The 17,909-nt window shown below is 67.6% G+C and carries 18 protein-coding genes; 10 read left to right on the top strand and 8 right to left on the bottom strand.

The genetic code is table 11. From position 1 onward, the window contains the following. Nucleotides 1-29: 29 nt before the first annotated feature. On the bottom strand, nucleotides 30-413 hold the full coding sequence (locus ABZ441_RS07375; protein WP_358969389.1) for a helix-turn-helix domain-containing protein: 384 nt from the start codon (nucleotides 411-413) through the stop codon (nucleotides 30-32). A gap of 127 nt (nucleotides 414-540) precedes the next feature. Between ABZ441_RS07375 and ABZ441_RS07370 the strand changes: the two genes are divergently transcribed. Both ABZ441_RS07370 and ABZ441_RS07365 read left to right on the top strand, forming a co-directional pair. After that, nucleotides 541-948 carry a RidA family protein gene (locus tag ABZ441_RS07370; RefSeq protein WP_358969387.1) on the top strand — a complete coding sequence of 136 codons (408 nt, stop codon included), beginning with the start codon at nucleotides 541-543 and terminating at the stop codon, nucleotides 946-948. 638 nt (nucleotides 949-1,586) lie between these two features. Next, nucleotides 1,587-2,582 carry a hydrogenase expression protein HypA gene (locus tag ABZ441_RS07365; protein WP_358969385.1) on the top strand — a complete coding sequence of 332 codons (996 nt, stop codon included), beginning with the start codon at nucleotides 1,587-1,589 and terminating at the stop codon, nucleotides 2,580-2,582. A 289-nt stretch (nucleotides 2,583-2,871) separates the two neighbouring features. Here ABZ441_RS07365 and ABZ441_RS07360 read toward each other — a convergent pair whose 3' ends face one another. After that, nucleotides 2,872-3,507, bottom strand: a complete 636-nt coding sequence (locus tag ABZ441_RS07360) for an SMI1/KNR4 family protein (protein ID WP_358969383.1) — start codon at nucleotides 3,505-3,507, stop codon at nucleotides 2,872-2,874. Between the two features lie 220 nt (nucleotides 3,508-3,727). Here ABZ441_RS07360 and ABZ441_RS07355 point away from each other — a divergent pair, with 220 nt between their 5' ends. From ABZ441_RS07355 to ABZ441_RS07335, 5 genes are all read left to right on the top strand, one after another. Beyond that, complete coding sequence (locus ABZ441_RS07355) at nucleotides 3,728-7,351, top strand: DEAD/DEAH box helicase family protein (RefSeq protein WP_358969381.1); 3,624 nt, start codon at nucleotides 3,728-3,730, stop codon at nucleotides 7,349-7,351. A gap of 5 nt (nucleotides 7,352-7,356) precedes the next feature. After that, entirely contained in the window at nucleotides 7,357-8,778 is a 1,422-nt protein-coding gene (locus ABZ441_RS07350; RefSeq protein ID WP_358969602.1) for a restriction endonuclease subunit S, read from the top strand. A 68-nt stretch (nucleotides 8,779-8,846) separates the two neighbouring features. Continuing rightward, entirely contained in the window at nucleotides 8,847-10,391 is a 1,545-nt protein-coding gene (locus tag ABZ441_RS07345; RefSeq protein WP_358969600.1) for a class I SAM-dependent DNA methyltransferase, read from the top strand. 39 nt (nucleotides 10,392-10,430) lie between these two features. Next, the gene (locus ABZ441_RS07340) at nucleotides 10,431-11,816 is read left to right on the top strand and encodes an AAA family ATPase (RefSeq protein ID WP_358969379.1); all 1,386 of its coding nucleotides are present in this window, start codon (nucleotides 10,431-10,433) and stop codon (nucleotides 11,814-11,816) included. Continuing rightward, nucleotides 11,813-12,571, top strand: a complete 759-nt coding sequence (locus tag ABZ441_RS07335) for an HNH endonuclease (RefSeq protein WP_358969377.1) — start codon at nucleotides 11,813-11,815, stop codon at nucleotides 12,569-12,571. The genes ABZ441_RS07340 and ABZ441_RS07335 overlap by 4 nt, the downstream gene beginning before the upstream one ends. 36 nt (nucleotides 12,572-12,607) lie before the next feature. On the opposite strand, the gene ABZ441_RS07330 is transcribed toward ABZ441_RS07335, so the two are convergent. The 3 genes from ABZ441_RS07330 to ABZ441_RS07320 form a co-directional block, all read right to left on the bottom strand. Continuing rightward, nucleotides 12,608-13,600 (bottom strand): MarR family transcriptional regulator, encoded by a 993-nt coding sequence (locus tag ABZ441_RS07330; protein WP_358969375.1) that lies wholly within the window; start codon nucleotides 13,598-13,600, stop codon nucleotides 12,608-12,610. A gap of 348 nt (nucleotides 13,601-13,948) precedes the next feature. Further along, nucleotides 13,949-14,173, bottom strand: a complete 225-nt coding sequence (locus tag ABZ441_RS07325) for a DUF397 domain-containing protein (RefSeq protein ID WP_358969373.1) — start codon at nucleotides 14,171-14,173, stop codon at nucleotides 13,949-13,951. After that, entirely contained in the window at nucleotides 14,160-14,984 is an 825-nt protein-coding gene (locus ABZ441_RS07320; protein WP_358969598.1) for a helix-turn-helix transcriptional regulator, read from the bottom strand. The genes ABZ441_RS07325 and ABZ441_RS07320 overlap by 14 nt, the downstream gene beginning before the upstream one ends. A 140-nt stretch (nucleotides 14,985-15,124) precedes the next feature. On the opposite strand from ABZ441_RS07320, the gene ABZ441_RS07315 reads away from it, so the two are divergent. The 3 genes from ABZ441_RS07315 (at nucleotide 15,125) to ABZ441_RS07305 (ending at nucleotide 16,504) form a co-directional block, all read left to right on the top strand. Further along, the gene (locus tag ABZ441_RS07315; RefSeq protein ID WP_358969371.1) at nucleotides 15,125-15,412 is read left to right on the top strand and encodes a hypothetical protein; all 288 of its coding nucleotides are present in this window, start codon (nucleotides 15,125-15,127) and stop codon (nucleotides 15,410-15,412) included. Next, entirely contained in the window at nucleotides 15,409-15,762 is a 354-nt protein-coding gene (locus tag ABZ441_RS07310; protein ID WP_358969369.1) for a hypothetical protein, read from the top strand. The genes ABZ441_RS07315 and ABZ441_RS07310 overlap by 4 nt, the downstream gene beginning before the upstream one ends. 88 nt (nucleotides 15,763-15,850) lie before the next feature. Continuing rightward, complete coding sequence (locus ABZ441_RS07305) at nucleotides 15,851-16,504, top strand: hypothetical protein (protein ID WP_358969367.1); 654 nt, start codon at nucleotides 15,851-15,853, stop codon at nucleotides 16,502-16,504. A 4-nt stretch (nucleotides 16,505-16,508) separates the two neighbouring features. On the opposite strand, the gene ABZ441_RS07300 is transcribed toward ABZ441_RS07305, so the two are convergent. From ABZ441_RS07300 to ABZ441_RS07290, 3 genes are all read right to left on the bottom strand, one after another. Beyond that, nucleotides 16,509-16,766, bottom strand: coding sequence for a Txe/YoeB family addiction module toxin (locus ABZ441_RS07300; protein WP_358969365.1), 258 nt, complete (start codon nucleotides 16,764-16,766; stop codon nucleotides 16,509-16,511). Then, nucleotides 16,763-17,050: a type II toxin-antitoxin system prevent-host-death family antitoxin gene (locus tag ABZ441_RS07295; protein WP_358969363.1), complete on the bottom strand. Its 288-nt coding sequence runs from the start codon at nucleotides 17,048-17,050 to the stop codon at nucleotides 16,763-16,765. The genes ABZ441_RS07300 and ABZ441_RS07295 overlap by 4 nt, the downstream gene beginning before the upstream one ends. Nucleotides 17,051-17,222: 172 nt before the next feature. Further along, nucleotides 17,223-17,789 carry a S1 RNA-binding domain-containing protein gene (locus ABZ441_RS07290; protein ID WP_358969361.1) on the bottom strand — a complete coding sequence of 189 codons (567 nt, stop codon included), beginning with the start codon at nucleotides 17,787-17,789 and terminating at the stop codon, nucleotides 17,223-17,225. Between the last annotated feature and the right edge of the window lie 120 nt (nucleotides 17,790-17,909).

The raw sequence follows: 17,909 nt of genomic DNA, 5'->3' as shown, positions 1-17,909 counted from the left end.
GGAATCCGCCGGCGCCCGCGTCCGTGACGTCAGCCGCCGTCGAAGCCGCTCCGGGCCGCCTCGATGTGGCCGATGTTCCGGTGGGTCCACTCGCACATCACGTCGACGGTCTTCCGCAGCCCCTGACCCGGCTCGGTGAGCGTGTACTCGACCTTCGGCGGGACCGTCGGATACACCGTCCGCCCGACGAGGCCGTTGCGCTCCAGCATGCGCAGGTTCTGGGTGAGCATCTTGTGGCTGATCCCCTCGACAGCGCTCCGCAGCTCACTGAAGCGCAGGGTGCGGTCGCCGAGGGCCTCGATGATCAGGAGCGCCCACTTGTTGGCGACGTCCGAGAAGATCTCCCGCGCCAGCGAATCCGCGCGCCTCAGGTCGGCCTGCTCCTCGGGTGAACCGCTGAACTGCTTGGTCACCTTCTGGTTCCCCTGTCACTGAAAAGTGCGTTCTTCCACGTCAGCGCTCACTCTCCTACGGTTCCTGGGTAACCACAAGAGAGCACGTGCCGCCCCGTCCGGGCGGCGCGGCAAGGAGGCGGACAGCATGGCCATCACCCTGACGAACCCGACGGGACTTCCGGAGACCGACGTCTACCGGCAGGTGTCGGTCGCGACCGGTTCGAAGCTGGTCTTCGTCGCCGGGCAGGTCGCCTGGGACGCCGACGGCGTCACGGTCGGCGAAGGCGACCTGGCTGCCCAGGTCGAGCAGTGCTACGTAAACGTCGCCACCGCGCTGGCCGGTGTCGGCGCCTCCTTCGACGACGTGGCGAAACTGAACGTCCACGTCGTCGACTGGACCCCCGACAAGATGCCCCTGCTCCTGGAGGGCATCTCCCGGGCGTCCGCCCGGTTGGGGACGACTCCGGCACCGCCGGCCACACTGCTCGGCGTCGCCGCTCTGGACGTCCCGGAGCACCTGGTCGAGATCGAGGTCACGGCGGTCGTCGACTGAACTCGAAGGGGCGTGCCGTCGGTGGCGGGCTCCGTCGGCCGGTCATGGCCGACGCAGTTCCTGTACCGTCGTCCCAGGTCCGGACCGTTCAGGCATGTCATCCCTCACGTTCCGTCAAGACACCTGGTGTGTACGGGGACTTCGCTCACCCGGTGGTCGAGGAGGGTGGGGCCCGGTCGCGCGTGGCTGCGGAGAGTGAAACGACGCCGGACCCCCCATATGAGTAAGGAAGTCGCATGGCGCGTGAGCATGATCCTTCCAGCCCCGTACCGCCGAGTTCGGGCACGTCCTCCGGTGCCTTTGACGCGTCCGGGCTTTCGTCGGCGCCGGTCCGCCGGACGGTGCCGGCGCAGGATGCGGCCGAAGACCCCGGTGGCGTCCTGGGACCGGGCGGCCGGCGCGGCGACGCGTCGTTCGCAGGTGCCGAGCCGGACGCCGGTGGACACGGCCCGACGAGCGGGAGGCCGGCGAGCGAGGACGCCGGGAACGATACTCAGGAGGGTGCGGAGAGCCGGGCACGGACAGCCGAGGCCGCAGCTCCTGCCCCCGGCGCTGATGCCGCGCGGGGCACCGGCGTCCCGGAGCCGTCGACGGAGGAGGTGCCCGGACCGGAGTCGGCCAACTCCGGTGGGGCCACCGTGGCTTCGGCATCGCCCGCCTCCGGCCCGGCCGCGGCGCCCACGGCAACCGGCACCGTCGGTGGGTCCCCTGGCGCTGCGGTGGCGGTGGCGGTGGCGGCGGCGGGCAGTGGCGGCGCGGGTACGCGGACGGCCGGCGAGCTGCTCGGCAGCCGACCGAGGAAACCGATGCTGGCCGCGGCGGCGGTCGTCGGCGCGCTCCTGGTCTCCGTACCGTTCCTCGTGATGGGCCAGGACGACCGCAAGCCCGAGAAGGACCTCACGCAGAACGCGGCAGGCACGGTCCTGGGCGCCGAACGCTCCGAGCAGCCGGAGGCCTACACCAGCAAGTCGCCTAGCCCCTCCGCGACTCCGAGCAAGGAGAAGCCGAAGGAGAAGCCGCCCGAGCAGCCGGCCCCCGAGCCGGTGAAGGCATCGCCCTCGATCAAGCCTGAGAGCAAGCCCAAGCCCAAGCCCAAGCCCAAGCCCAAGGCCACGGCCGCGGTCAGGGCGGCGGCGCAGGCGCCGACGAACACGGCTGCCGGCGCGTTGAGCGGCCTCGCCGCGAGCGACCCCGGGGGGCGGCACATCTGCTACCGGGCCTTCGTGTCGGGGAGCGGCTGGCAGACACCGGTGTGTGACGGGACGATGGCCGGCACGGCGGGCCAGGGCAAGCGGATCACAGCCCTCAACATCGCGGTGTGGAACGTCGGCGGGTCCTCCGCCAACGCCCTTCTGCACGACCCGGGTTCGACCAGTGGCAGCGCCAAGTGGGCCCCGAGCTGGACGGCCACCGTCGCGGACGGCAAGAACAACTACATAGGCAGCTCGAAGAACGGCGCCCCGTTCCTGACGGGCTTCGCCATGAACGTCGGCAAGGGCAGCGTCTGCCACACGGCCAGGATGGGCGACGGCGGCTGGGGGCCGCAGTACTGCAAGAACAGCCGGCCCGAGTACATGTTCGTCGGCACCACAGACAACAAGCGGTGGTTCGAGGCCGTGAAGCTCACGGTGTGACCCACCGGGCCTCGGCCCGCGAGACGGAGCCCCCTGGAATTTGCCGCCGTCACCAGGGGGCTCCGCGGTGTCCGGCCCCGGAGGACGCGGAGCGCGCCGTCGCTCACACTGCTGTCGATGCGCGTGCCGAACACCCGGACGCATCGCCCACCTCCCACAGAAGAAGTCCGCGTCAGGCAGGTGTGAACCCATCGCGGCGGTGGGGCGGTGTTTCTCGACCACTCCGCAGGCGAAGGGACCTGAGGGGAGAAGCGGCCTCCCGGTCAACGGGGTGCCGGGGTGCCGGTGGTCAGGCTTCGATCTCCCACTCGACGCAGTGGTGGCCCGACTCGTGTGCGTAGGTCGACGGCCGGTAGTACAGGAAGGGGGAACCCGTCTCCAGGGAGTCGGCCAGGACCCGGAAAAGCTCTGCCGGACCGGTTGCCCAGAGCGTGCCGTCGAGGTCTCCCGACCCGATGCCCATCTCGTACACATGCCCGCACGAAGGCCCCGGGCGGTGATCGACGAAGGCGACGCCCCCGTCGTTGGGCAGGGCGATCGGCACGCACAGGTGCAGATTCACAGCCAGTTCCTCGTCCTCCCACAGATCGGCTTCGATGTTGCTTTCGCCGACGCCCACGAGGATCTCGTGCATCATCACCATGTCGTCCACACCGCTCAGGCGGTGCCCCAACGGCAGAAACGTTCCGGCGGGCAGGGGGAACGAACCCGGCTCGGCAACAGGCAGTGCCGCGCCGTCGTGAAGCTCCAGAAGCCTCCTCAGCTCCGGGTGCAGGGCGAAACCCAGCCGCGACTCCAGCCGGGCGATCCCCTCGGGGTCCGCCGGCCCTCTCAAGGCCGCTCGATCGGCGGGCGAATGCGCCGAAAGCCATGACTCGAAGCGAGCCCACTCGTGATCGAACGCGGCGATGTCCACCTGTGTCATGTGCCGAAGGTAGACGCCGGCACTGACAGTCCCACGCCCTGCCCTCGGCTCGCTGCTGGGCGCACAGCCCTGTGAGTTCCTGCGCCAGGTCCGGCAGACCGGAGGGCAGCGGATCACTTACGTCAGGCTGTTGCGGACCTGGCAAAACCAAGGGCCAGGCCGTTCCCCGCCTCGTAGACTCGATCATCTTGGCAGCTTGTACCAGTGGGGTGGGCACAGCGTGGACGACCGGCTTCGGGACCTGGCCAAAGTATCTCCGAACTTCGGAGTGCTCTACCAACACCAGCCACTCCTGGCCTTGTACGGCGCCCAGGCCGAGCTCAACGTCTTCAGCAATCCCAACGCCGCCCAGGTCCAGGCCGGCCAGTTCGGCGAGGTCCTGGCCGAGGACCTCGTCACCCGCACCGGTATCCGCGTCGCGGGTACGCGGCAGATCGACCGGCTGCGCGCCCTCTCGGACATCCGCGCGCTGTCCCCGGCCGTACGCGACGCCTTCGACCAGCTGAGACGCGAGCGCAACGAGGCCGCCCACGCCCACCTCTTCGACACCACCCGCGCCCTGGAGGCCGTACGCCTCTGCTACGAGCTCGGAGTCTTCTACCACCGCGCCCTCACCGGAAAGCGCACGGTCACCGCCTTCGTGCCGCCGGCCATGCCCGTCCTCACGGACCCGGCCGAGGTGGCCGAGCTGCGGCAGGCGCTCGGCGGGCACCGCGACGCACTGGCCCAGTCGCGGGTCAAGCTGAGCGAGTCCACCGACCGTCTCGAAGCCGAGCGCAGGGCCCGTGCCGAGGCCGAAGCCCTGATGGTCAGCGCCCAGCAGGCCAAGGCGGCGCTGGCCGCCCGCCTCGTCGACATGGAAGCGGAGATCGTCAGCCTCCGGACGACGCAGCACGCTCAGTACGAGTCCGACCGCAAGCAGCCGCGCCGGGTGAACGCCGCAGCCCGCGAAGCCATCGTGCACCGCGCCCAGCGCCCGGCCCCGCTCAACGAGGTCCAGGCCCGGCAGAAGATCGACGTGATGCTCGGCGAGGCCGGCTGGCTCGTCCAGGACCGTGCCGACCTGAACCCGCTCAGCGGGCGGGGCGTCGCCGTGAGGGAGTTCACTCTCGCGACCGGACGCGCCGACTACGTGCTGTACGTCGACGGGAAGATCGTCGGTGTCATCGAGGCCAAGCGGGAAGGCGACCACCTCTCCGGAGCCCTTGCCCAGAACGAGCGCTACGCCAAGGGCGTCCTGAAGGAGCACGCCCTCGCTGTGTGGCGGGAGTCGGAGCCCTTCGCCTTCCGTTACGCCACCACGGGGACCGAGACATACTTCGTCAACCGCCTCGACCCCGAGGCGCGCTCCCGCGAAGTGTTCTCCTTCCACCGCCCCGAGACCGTCGCCGCGTGGATGGAGCGAGCCGAGGACCGCCGCGCCCCCACCTTCCGGGCCGGTCTGCGCCGCATGCCGAAGCTGGAGCCGTACGGTCTGCGTCTCGCGCAGATCGACGCGATCAGCGGCCTGGAGCAGTCCCTCGCCCAGGACCGCCCCCGGGCCCTGATCCACATGGCGACGGGGGCGGGCAAGACCTTCACCGCAGTCACGGAGACCTACCGCCTGCTGCGCCACGCGGGTGCCCGCCGCGTCCTCTTCCTCGTCGACCGCAACAACCTCGGCCGCCAAGCCCTGTCGGAGTTCCGCAACTACACCACTCCCGACGACGGCCGGAAGTTCGCCGAGCTCTACAACGTCGACCGGCTCGGTGCGGCCGGCCTCCAGGACACCTCGTCCGTCGTCATCTGCACGATCCAGAAGATGTACGCCCTGCTGAAGGGCGAGCAGCTCACGGACGACGACGCCCGCGACGACGCTGCGGACGCACAGCGGCAGTCGGCCGACACGACCCCCGCCGACAGTACGGCGGGGGCGAGCACGGCCCTCGCTGGGAGTGTGTCGGACGACCCCGAGATGAACTACGCCACCGACCTTCCCGTCGAGGTCGAGTACCAGCCGGACGTGCCTCCGGAGTCCTTCGACCTGATCGTCGTGGACGAGTGCCACCGGTCGATCTACGGCCTGTGGCGGGGCGTCCTCGACTACTTCGACGCCCACCTCGTCGGCCTCACCGCGACCCCCACCGCACAGACGCGGGGATTCTTCGACCAGAACACCGTCTCCGAGTACACGTACGAGCAGGCCGTCGCCGACGGGGTCAACGTCGACTTCGACGTCGTCCGCGTCAACACCGACCTGCGCGAACAGGGCGGCGCGAAGATCGAGGCGGGGACCACGGTCCGTATCAAGGACCGCAAGACCCGGGCCCAGCGGTACGTGGAGCTCGACGACGACCTCACCTACACCACCGGCCAGATCGGTCGCTCGGTGATCACCGTCGATGAGATCCGTGCGGTGCTGACCACGTACAAGAACAACTGGCAGCGCTGGTTCCCCGGGCGGAAGGACCTCCCGAAGACCCTCATCTTCGCGGTCGGTGAGGATCATGCCGAGGACGTGCTCAAGCAGGTCAAGGAGGTCTTCGGGCGCGGCGACAGCTTCGCGAAGAAGATCACGTACAAGAGCCGCCAGAACGGCGACAACCCCGACGAGCTGATCAACGACCTCCGGAACTCACCGCAACTGCGGGTCGCCGTCACGGTCGACATGATCGCCACGGGCACGGACGTGCGGGCCCTGGAGTGCGTGATCTTCCTGCGGTCGGTGCGCAGTGCCGTGCTCTTCGAGCAGATGAAGGGGCGCGGCGCCCGCACCATCGATGCCACCGAGCTGCGCGAGGTCACTCCGGACGCGGACGACGACGTGACGAAGGACAGGTTCGTCCTCATCGACGCGGCCGGGGTCACCACCTCTCCGCTGGTGGATGCCCGGCCCATGATCCCGGCCACCGGCAAGCAGGTCTCGTTGGCCAAGCTGCTCGACAAGGCGGGGTCCCGGTCGATCAGCGCGGAGGAGGCCGAGATCCTTCAACGGCGACTGTCTCGACTGAACCAGCAGCTCAAGCCCGAGGAGCGCGACCTTCTGACGCACACGGCGGGCGGTACGACGCTCGCCGTGATCGCCCGAGGCATCGTGGACGCGGTGGACGTCGACGCCCAGGACGAGGCACGGCGGCAGGGCGGTCAGGGGGCCGCCCGCAAGTTGGTCGAGGACGCCGTGGCCGTCCTCACCGGCAACCCGGAGTTGCGGCGCCAGATCCTGGAGATCCGCCGTGACAAGGACCTGACGTACGACGAGACGACCTCCGTCACGGTGACGGAGGTCGAGGAGATCCCGCGCGAGAAGCGTGCACGGGAGAATCTGGACGAGTGGGGCGACCTGCTGAAGAAGCAGCGCGACCGCAACGCGGCGATCCAGATCGCCCTGGGCAGCGGAAACCCGGTCTCCCCGGCCGAGGCCCGCGCCGCGCTCAAGGAACTGGCGGCGACGATCCGGGCCTCCAGGCGCTCCTGGACGCCGAACGTTCTCTGGGGCTTCCACGAGGACCTGGACCAGGCGGTGGCCCGCCCGGGTCGCGAGGCCGGCATCCCGGACCTGATAAGCCTGATCCGTTACGAACTGGGTGCGGACAGTGAGCTCCGTCCGTACCGTACGGTTGTCCAGGAGCGCTTCGAGGGCTGGCTGCTGCGGCAGCAGCAGGCGGGCGTCGAGTTCACGGAGGACCAGCGGTGGTGGCTGGAGAAGATCCGGGACGTCGTCGCCAGCGATGTCGGTATAGAGCCCGCGGAGCTTGCCCGAGAGCCGTTCACGGAGCGCGGCAAGGGGCGGGGCTTCATGATGGCGTTCGGTGGGAAAGAGCCGGCGCTGGATCTGTTGACTGAACTGAATCGGGAACTGGCTTGAGCGAGATGGAACTTCCGGCGGGGTGGGTGTGGGCCCGGCTCGGTGACCTGCTTCGGGAACCGTTGCGTAACGGTCACTCGGCGCGTTCCACGAAGGAAGCTGGCGGGGTTCGTACGCTCAGTCTTTCGGCTGTGACGCAGGATGATTTCAGTGACAGGAACACGAAAATCACAGTGGCGGATCCGAGTCGCGTTTCTGATCTTTGGCTTGAAGCTGGCGATATCTTGATCCAGCGTTCCAACACACCTGAACTCGTCGGAACATCGGCCATCTATCGAGGGTCGGACGGCTGGGCCATCTTTCCTGACTTGTTGATCCGTGTCAGGTTGGATTCGCGGGTTAACTCGCAGTATGTAGCTCTGTTTCTGAGGAGTCCGCGGGCCCGAAGCTACTTCAAGTCCAGAGCCAAGGGCTTGGCTGGATCTATGCCGAAGATCGACCAGGCCGCAATTAATGGTCTGGAGATTCCGCTCCCGCCTGTCGCGGAGCAGGACCGCATCGTAGAGGCCCTCGAAGGCCATCTCTCCCGCCTGGATGCGGCCGTGGCGACTGTGCGCCGATCCCGCAAGCGTCTGACGAATCTGAGGAAATCAGTCCTCCTTGACCTTGTGCCGGAAAAGGTCCCCGATTCATGGGCCGTCAGCACGGTCGGACAGGCGGGAACTGTTCAGCTTGGACGTGCCAGGCACCCCGACTGGCACCATGGGCCAGAAATGCGGTCATACCTGCGGGTTGCCAACGTTTTTGAGGACCGGGTCGACACCTCGGATGTCATGGAGATGGACTTCTCCGGAATCTTTGAGAAGTATCGCCTGCACCCTGGTGACGTACTTCTCAACGAGGGGCAGAGTCCGCATCTGGTGGGCCGCCCGGCTCTCTATCACGGGACGCCGCCGAACGTTGCCTTCACGAACAGCCTTCTGCGGTTCAAGGCAAACCCCGACGTGATGCCGGAATGGGCGCTTATGGTGTTTCGTCGGCACTTGCATGCCAGGCGCTTCATGAGAGAGGTGCGGATTACGACGAACATTGCCCACCTCTCTTCTAAGCGACTCAAGGACGTCGAGTTCCCTATCCCCTCGCTGGATGTGCAGAAGCAGCTGGTGATGCGCTGCGATGAGTCGCTCGCCGCTATCGACGCGATGGACCGAGAAGCGGCACGCACCCTTGCTCGGGCCGACAACCTGCGCCGGGCCATCTTGAACCGTGCCTTCACCGGGGCCCTTGTTCCTCAAGACCCTGCCGACGAGCCCGCAGCCGCCCTGCTCGCCCGCGTCGAGGCCGAGCGCGCCGCCCAGCCCAAACCGAAGCGCACCCGCCGCATGCCCGCAGAGCCCCAGAAGGCAAAGTCCCCCGAGGTATCGGCACCCGCGCCGAGCCCCACCCCCGCACCCACCCACTCCGTACAGCAGGAGTTCGACCTGTGACCGCGACCACGACTGCCTCCACCCCCGACCAGGGCACGGGCGGCGCCGCCTCCGTCGAAGACAACATCGTGCTCGCCCCGCAGGCCGCAGCCCAGACGAACACCCTCGTCGCCAAGCTCTGGAACTACTGCAACGTCCTCCGTGACAACGGCCTCTCCACCATCGAGTACGTCGAGCAGCTCTCGTACCTCCTCTTCCTCAAGATGGTCGACGAGATCAACGACGACCCCTTCTCGGACGCGGACTCCGCCGAGATCGTGCCCAAGGCGTACGACTGGAAGTCCCTCGCCACCAAGAAGGGCAAGGCGCTCGAACTCCACTACCGCAACGTGCTCGACGAGCTCGGTACCCGCCCCGGCACCACCCTCGGCACCATCTTCACCAAGGCTCAGAACCGGATCACCGAGCCCGCCCTGCTCGAAAAGCTCGTCGTCGATCTCATCGGCAAGCAGGACTGGACCGTCGGCGACGCGGACCTCAAGGGCGACGCCTACGAAGGGCTTCTCGCCAAGGGTGCCGAGGACACCAAGACGGGCGCCGGCCAGTACTTCACGCCGCGCCCCCTGATCGACGCGATCGTCGAGGTGATGCGTCCCCGGCCCGAGGACACCATCACCGACCCCGCCTGCGGAACCGGCGGTTTCCTCATCGCCGCGCACACCTACATCCGCAAGCACCACATGCAGGACCTCACCCGGGAGGAGCGCCTCGCACTCGGCGAGGGCAAGATCTGGGGCAACAAACTGGTCCCCGGCACCGCCCGCCTCGCGGCGATGAATCTGCTGCTCCACGGCATCGGCAGCAGTGAGGGCAAGAGTCTGATCGACGTCGGCGACGCGCTCGCCACGAAGCCGGGCTCCAAGCACGCCTCGCTCGTGCTCGCCAACCCGCCCTTCGGTAAGAAGTCGGCGATCACCATCATCGGCTCGGAAGGCAAGGCGGAGAGGGAGGACATCTCCTACGACCGTGACGACTTCCGCGCCACCACCACCAACAAGCAGCTCAACTTCCTCCAGCACATCATGTCGCTGACGGCGATCGACGGCCGGGCCGCGGTGGTCCTCCCCGACAACGTCCTCTTCGAGGGCGGCGCGGGCGAGAAGATCCGTCGGCGTCTGCTGGACGAGTTCGACCTGCACACGATCCTGCGTCTGCCCACCGGCATCTTCTACGCGGGCGGCGTGAAGGCCAACGTCCTCTTCTTCGACAAGAAGACCCCGCGCGCGGACGGCAAGCCGCACACCACCAAGGTCTGGGTCTACGACCTCCGCACTGCTAAGCACTTCACCCTCAAGCAGCGCCCGCTCACCCGCACGGACCTGGAAGAGTTCGTTCAGGCATACGGCGAGAAGCCTGCCGACCGGGTGGACACCTCCGCCGAGGAAGGCGGCCGGTTCAAGGCGTACACCTACGACGAGCTGGTAGCCCGCGACAAGGTGAACCTCGACCTCACCTGGATGAAGGACCCGGCGCTCGAAGACGCCGACAGCCTTCTTCCGCCCGAGGTGATCGCCGCCGAGATCGTCCAGGACCTTCAGGCGGCGCTCAGCGAGTTCGCTGCGATCGCCGAAGCATTGGGCGGAGAGGTCCCGGCCGACGCAGAACCGGAATAGTCCTCCGCCGCTCTCCGACACCGGACGGAACCGTCACCCATGTACGTCTCCCGTGTGCTCATCGAGAACATCAAGTCGTTCCACGGTCCTCGCACCGTCGATCTGACGTTGACCCGCCCGGACGGCTCGCATGCCGGCTGGACGGTTCTCGCGGGCCGTAACGGGGCAGGGAAGACGACCCTCCTCCGGTCCTTGGCCCTTGTACTCGGTGGACCGATCGCGGCGCGCGGCCTCGTTCCGGGATTCGACGACTGGGTGTCCCGGGATGCGGTTGAGGGCCGCATCGAAGTCGACGTGGCCCGGGACCCGGATTACGACGGCTTCGGCATCCGGCAGCCCACCAGCGATGTGTTCCGGGCGGGACTCCGGTGGGTGAGTCCGGACGAGAGGCCGCCCGAGACAAGGCCGGCAGGTCGCCGACGTGGACAACCGGCTCTCGTGGAGATTCAGTACCCCGACGCGCGGAACCCGTTGGCCGTGCGGAACGGACCGTGGGCGGACAACCCGGAGGGCTGGTTCTGCGCCGGCTACGGCCCGTTCCGGCGCCTGGCCGGGGGGTCCGGTGAAGTGCAGCGTCTGATGTTGGCCTCCGGCCCGGTAGCCAGGCAGGCGAGCCTCTTTCATGAGGATGCGTCGCTTGCGGAGGGAGTCGCCTGGCTGATCGAGCAGCACCTGCGTGCGCTGGAGGGGCGCGAGGGTGCGGCCGAGCTGAAGAGATCTGCCCTGGACGTTCTGCAGGACGGCCTGTTGCCCGACGAGTACCGGATCGTCGACGTGGACTCCGACGGACTGTGGGTCGAGCGAGGCAGTCACCGCTTCCCGCTGAGGGAGATGAGCGACGGGTTCCGAGCGGTCGCCGCTCTCGTCGTCGACATCCTCAAGCAGATTCATGACACCTTCGGGGCTCCCCCCGTCGACGCCCGCCGCGTCTCCGGCGTCGTGATCATCGATGAGATCGACGCCCACCTCCACGTCTCCTGGCAGCGGCGCATCGGCCCCTGGCTGACCTCGCACTTCCCCCGTATCCAGTTCATCGTGACGACCCACAGCCCGTACATCTGCCAGGCCGCCGACCCTGGAGGCCTGATCCGCCTGCCAGGCGTGGGGGAGGACACCGCACCCGAGGTCGTCCCCGAGGATCTCTACGAGCGAGTGGTCTACGGCAGCGGCGACGACGCGGTCCTCTCCGACCTGTTCGGCCTCGACACCCCGTACTCCGAACGTGCGGAACACGCCCGCGCAGAGTTCGTGCGACTGGAAGCCAAGGTGTACGAAGGCGACACCTCACCTGAGACGGTCGCGCGGTACAAGGAGTTGAAGGAGCTGCTCACCAGCTCGCCCACCGCGCGGGTCCACGAGGTGTCGGCCCAGCTCCAGCGGATCGCCGGCGAGATCCGGGACGGCGAGGGCGGCGAGACGGAATGATCCGGCTGAGACGCGACGAGCTGCCCCCGGAGACGGCTGCACATCTCACGACGTACACGGAGCAGATTGCCCAGGCAGCTGCACCGGACCGGAAGACCAGGGCCGCGGACCTCTGGGGCAACACGACCGTACGGCGCCGGGTACGCGACGAGCTCCTCGCCACCCTCGCCGGTATGGCTCCCGGGCATGAGCGCTGCATGTACTGCGGCGACGGCCAGGGCACGGACATCGACCACTTCGAGCCGAAGAGCCTCGCTCCCCTCCGCACCTTCGACTGGCTCAACCACCTCTTGGCCTGCTCCTACTGCAACAGCAACCAGAAGCGGAACCATTTCCCGCGCTCCGACAATGACGGCAGTCCGCTGCTCCTGGACCCCACGCTCCAGGACCCGTTGAGCCACCTTCGGTTGGTTCTTCCGCTGTGCATGTACAAGGGGCTCACGGACCAAGGCGAGGCGTGTATCGCGGTGTTCGGCCTCAACGAGCGGGCGGTTCTCGTCGAAGGGCGCAGGACGGCCTACGGGACAGCCAAGCAGTCCGTCGAGCTGTGGCGCATCGCCACGGACCGGGGACAGCACGACAAGGCGGCCGAAGTCGTGCGGGTCGCGTGGAACCGGCCTCTCGCCGACGTGCTGGTCGGGATGTTCCACCAGTCGGACCATCCGGCCGCCGCCCTGCTCTTCGACGGCGAGGAAGAGACCCTCGACCTGCTGCGTGACCCGGCTCTGCGCGAGGCGTTCCTCTCGCGGGTCTGAGCACAGCGGGGCCGGCGTGGTGGCCGGTGCCCTCGGTCAGGGGGCCTTCATCAGGTTGCGGAGGCTGCCGACGAGCGCGTGTACGTCCCGTACGGCTGGCATTTCGGCGGACGAGGCCGGTGCGGTGTCCGGGGAGGATGCCCGGCAAGGGCGGCAGAGTCCGTCGGGAAGGGCTTCCGGCGGTCCGGGCACACCGCACTCGGTGCACTCCATCATGACGCGCTGAACACGTGCCTCGTGGGCGGCTGTCGATGCCGCAGCAGGGAGGCGCGGCGGGATCTTGTCGGCGAGCCGACGGCGCACGAAGCCGACGGGTGAGTCGACCTGGGCGGGAAGACCGGCGGTGAGGGCCTTGATGAGGTAGCCCGTGTTCACGCCTCGGTCCAGCCATGCGGCGGCCAGTCCTTCGAGCACTGCGCAGTCGGCCGCGGACAGGGCCAGCCGGGGTTCGATGCGGCCGAGTTGGGCGAGGGCGAGATAAGCAGGCGAGTGACCGGCCGGGCTCTCCGCAGGGGCTGTCCGCTGCGCGGGTACGGGATGTGGGGGCGATGCGGGGGAGGGCTGCGGAGGCTCCACCTGTTCGGATTCATCCGGCCGGGCCACCGAAGCGGCTTGATGGCCGACGGTGCCGGTTCGGGTGAAGGCGTCCCACCACTCGCTGTCGTGCGCGGTACGGGACCAGAAAGTACGGGTGACCCAGCGACTCTGACCGCCTTCGCCGACGACCTGGCACCGGACGCGCCGCAGGTGACCGGCCACGCCCAGGGCGCGCAACGCGCTGCCGACTGCCATCTGTCCGTAAAGGGGGAGTGACTTGGCCAGCGACTTGACGTCCATGGCGCCACCCTCGGGCAGCCGGTCCACGTACCCGGCGACGTACCGCTCCCGCTCCGACAGCAGGGCGAAGTCATCGGTGCGGGGCGGTCGTTGATCGGGTGCGGTGCGCTTGCCGTAGCCGGGGTGGGCCTTGGCGTACGGGCGCGAAGCTGCGGGCTCGGGCAGGGCGGGACTAAGGTTCTCGGTAGCCACGAGATCGCTTCCTTCGATCTTGGGGTGAGGCCCCGGCCGGTGCGACAACACCGCGTCGGGGTCGATTCGTTCAGCGCAACGTAAGCAGTCGTGACGCCGCGCTGCAAGTTGGTCACGATTAGTCATACTTGCTGGCCGTAAGAGGTTCGGGAGGTCGGGGAGGTTTTCCCAACCCCTTCTTTTCCCTCCCGGAAACAAGCACCGCTCGAATCTCGGGGCTCGTGTCCCGGCCCCCGAATCCCGAAGCTCAAGCGTCGGGCCCGGACCCGTCCTCGTACCCACGAAAGAGTGAGCCGCCCTGTTCCGGGCTTCGAGTCCCAAGCTTCGGGACCCGGGCTTCGGAAGGGCTCAGACGTCGAAGTGGCCGCCCACGACGGCGGCTACGAAAGTGGTCCAGCGGGAGGTGGAGAAGACGACCACCGGGCCGCGTGGGGCCTTGCTGTCGCGCACGGGGACATCGGTACAGCCATGTGCGACCTCGATGCACTCACCATTGGCGCCACCGCTGTAACTGGACTTGCGCCATCCCGTGAGCGTCCCGTCGTCAGTGACAGTGGGGTCAATGCTGTGCATGCTCGTGCTCCTCCGCAACAGCCCTGACGAGGGCCACTGATTTCTGCAGGGGGGCCGCGTCGCCCAAGGCGAGAGTGTAGGAGCTGTGACACGCCTCCACCAGCGCCGGATCGTCCATCAAGTGCCCTGTATGGAGGCCCTCGACGTACGCGACTGGAGCGGCGTCCGCAAAGTTCAGCAGGTAGACCATGCTTTCCAGGAGCGCGTGAGCTCCTGAGGCGAAAGGCAGCACGTGCAGCCGCAGGCGACCAGACCCCGCCATGTCCGCCACCTTGTGTAGTTGTTCTGCCATCACCTTCGGGCCACCGATGCTGCGCCGCAGCGCGGCCTCATCGAGCAGCGTCCAGGCGATGGGAGTCGACGACTCCGTGAGCAGTCGGCAACGTTCCATGCGGCTGACAACGAGATCGTCAAGGTCCTCTGCTCGGTAGTTGGGGCGATAGGCCTGGAACACGGCGCGGGCGTATGAGGCCGTCTGAAGCAGACCAGGGATGAGTGAGGAGGAATACTGGCGGATTTCCGTAGCCTCACGCTCCAGCTCCACCACTGCCGCGAAGTAGTCGGCGTACTTGGAATCCATATCCTCCAGCCACCTGACAAAGAAGCCGTCAGATTCCAGTGCCATGTCGATCCGCTGCGCGTCATCCGGCTTCGGTAGCCGCCGCCCCGCCTCGTAATGGCTGATCAGCGTGGGTGAGCACACCACCTGGCGGCCCAGGGCCTCCTGCGTGAGGCCGGCCGCCACCCGTCGCAGCCTGAGCTCCTCGCCGTACTTCTCCCTCTGCGTGCGGGGTTTCCGCTCCTCCGCCACCTGCTTCAGCCCCTTTCCTGACAAGCGGGCTGTCAAGCCCGAACCCCTGGAGCGTAGCCAGGCGCAGCCCCACGCTGTGATGAGTTCGCTACGGAACGCATTCGTTCGTGGGTAAGCAGTCAGAGGGAGAGCACGCCGTCATGAGAGAACTCGTCCGCCGCTTCGTAGAGTCGCTGTTGCGGCGCCCCTGCAAGGCACCCGCCCCCGCCCGTCCGGAGCCCGCCATGCCAGTGGTCGGCCCCACCACCCGCCGTACCGGGCAGCGTCCGCTGCGCGGGGAGGACAGCCCGCTGGTGCGGCCCTACCTCGTCGCGCACGAGCGGCAGGTGGCCGAGGCTCGACGCGGGCAGCGCACCGTGTGGCATGCCGTCCACGGGGTGGACATCGGGCTGCCCCTGTCCGCTCGCGGGGCAGAGGTCGCCGCGTGAACGGGAACCGGTACGAAAGCCTCACGTTCAGGTTGTTGCCCGGGACGGGGCTGGAGGGGAAGCCCGGCTACGTCCTGGGTGATGGCACCGGACCCGTGTCGCGGATGGCCGCGAGCATCGAAGGTATCCGGCTGGGCATGGCCGTTGATCTGCTCGACCACGCCACCGACCTGCTGGCGGACACGAAGGTCACCGGAGTGGAGCTGCACTTCCTCGCCAGTCGGCTCAGCGAGTCACTGCGGGAGGTTCTCCAGGTCGCTGAGTACCGAGGTGCGCGGTGGGACGTGAACAGCCTCGATCCGGACAGCGAAGGGCCCGGAAGTCGAGATCCGGACATCGGTAACCAGTGATTCCGCAAGCCGCTTGACGTGCTCCCGGACCGTCGCGAAGCCTGTTCACGCAGCGCAGTGCACAGGTGACAGTACGGGGGCTCCATCCATGGCCATTCCGAGGCCGGACACCAGTCAGTTCGAGGCGTTCACCACCAACATCGCCTATGCCCGCAAGATGGTGGACGCCGGGCGGAATCTGGCGCCCTTCAGGCCTGCGGCCATCGATGTGGGCGACTTCTACCGGGCTGCCTGGGTGCAGTCAGTGGCCGCTATCGACCACTGGTTCCACGAGGAGCTCTTCCGCCGGGTCGCCGAACTGGCGGCCAAGGACGGCACCGACATGCCTCTGCAACTCCAGAACTACGAAATCCCCCTGCGTCAGGTCGAGGCCGTGCAGCGAGGGGACGTCACCTTGGCGGAGGCGGTTGTCGAGCACGTCAAGGAGAGGTGGGGCAGCGCCTCACTGCAGAACCCGCGCAAGATCTCCGAAGCTCTGAAGCTGGTCACCGACAAGAACGTCTGGCAGGGCGCGGCCACCCAGATCAGCACGTGGCAGGGCAACCGCACCGCCTACACGGAGAAGACGCTGAAGGCCCAGTACGTGACCATCACGGACCGGCGCAACAAGATTGCCCATGACGCCGATCTGCTGGACGGGGACCTGAAGCAGCGGCGCCCCATCACCGAGCACGACGTCACGGACGCCATCAACTGGATCGACCGCATCGCCCTGGCCGTGGCCCACGTGCTCGACGCCTGAGAGATCAGCCGTAGTGGTAGCGCGCTTGAACGACGATGAGTTCTGCTTCCGTCGCCTTGTAGACCAAGCGGTGCTCGTCATCGATGCGCCGTGACCAGTAGCCGCTGAGGTCGCCTCGCAGAGGTTCCGGCTTGCCGATCCCGTCGAACGGGTTCCGCATGGTGTCGGCGATCAGCTTGTTGATGCGTCGAGTCATCCGTCGGTCGTTGTCGGACCGGAAGGTGTAGTCGGCCCAGCCGCGCGAGCTGAAGGCAAGCTTCACTCGTCGTCCTTGTCGTGCGCGGCATCCGCGTCGTGCGGAAGGGCCGCGAGCTCGTGGTACTCGGTCTCGCCCGCCTCGACCTCTGCGATCGATGCCAGGAGCCGGCGGACGTTGGCGGGCGAGCGCATCAGGTAGATGGTCTCCTGCCAGGAGGCGAAGTCCTCCTCGGACATGAGGACAGCGTTTCCCTTGCGTGACGTGATGTGCACGGGAGCGTGGTCCTCGTTGACCTTTTCGATCAGAGGAAAGAGGTGTTTCCGGGCTTCGCTGGCCGTTATCGACACGACGGACCTCTTCCTGCGTGGCTCACTGGTACCACTCATGGTGCCAGTACGTGCTATCGGGTGCGCCTCAACGCTGTCGGACCCGCCCGGTACCGTCGGGACATGTCCAACACGGCCGTGCTCGAAGGGGTCCTCGAGCGGATGCCACATGTCCAAACCAAAATGACCTGGGTCATGTGCGAGGTGTGGGCTGGAGTCGGCCGAGGGCCAACCTGCGTCGCGCCCGGTCGATTTCCACGACTGCGACGGTGACCTCCTCGCCGACCTGGACGGAATCCTCCAGAGAGGCCACAGGGCGCTGAGCGAGGTCCTTCAGGTGGATCAGACCCTCAACCCCGTCGGCCACGCGGACGAAGGCGCCGAACGGGACCAGTCCGGTGATCTGCCCATGCAGTACCTGGCCCATCTCGGTGCGGTCGGCAAACGCCTGGAACGGGTCCGGCTGCGCTGCTCGCAAGGACAGCCTGGCCTCCGCATTCCATGTGTCGAACTGGAGGAATTCGCATGAGACGCGTTGGCCGACCCTGACGACGTCCGAGGCTGCTTCGAAGCGGCGCCAGGACAGTTCGGGGTAGGTGATGAACCCGACGCCGGGGAAAGCCGGGTGGTCCGGGCCGTCGTCCAGAGCGACGAACACCCCGAACCGTTCGATCGCCGCGACTGTTCCGGAGAGGATCTCGCCGTGGTGCAGTGACTCCAGGAACGTCCACAGCTCTGGGTTCTCAGTCCGTCCGAACATGCCGGTCAGCCTTTCACGGCGGCCGTTGCGTTGCCCAGGGGCCGCCCGTGGTGTCGGAGCCTGGCGATAGCCTCCCGGTGACAGCGGATACCGGATGAGCAGGTGGGGCCGTGCCCGACA

Origin of the sequence: Streptomyces sp. NPDC005752, assembly GCF_040630715.1 — a bacterium.
Classification (GTDB): Bacteria; Actinomycetota; Actinomycetes; order Streptomycetales; family Streptomycetaceae; genus Streptomyces.
The sequence above is the reverse complement of the archived record's forward strand: the minus strand, read 5'-3'. Positions and strand labels throughout refer to the sequence as shown.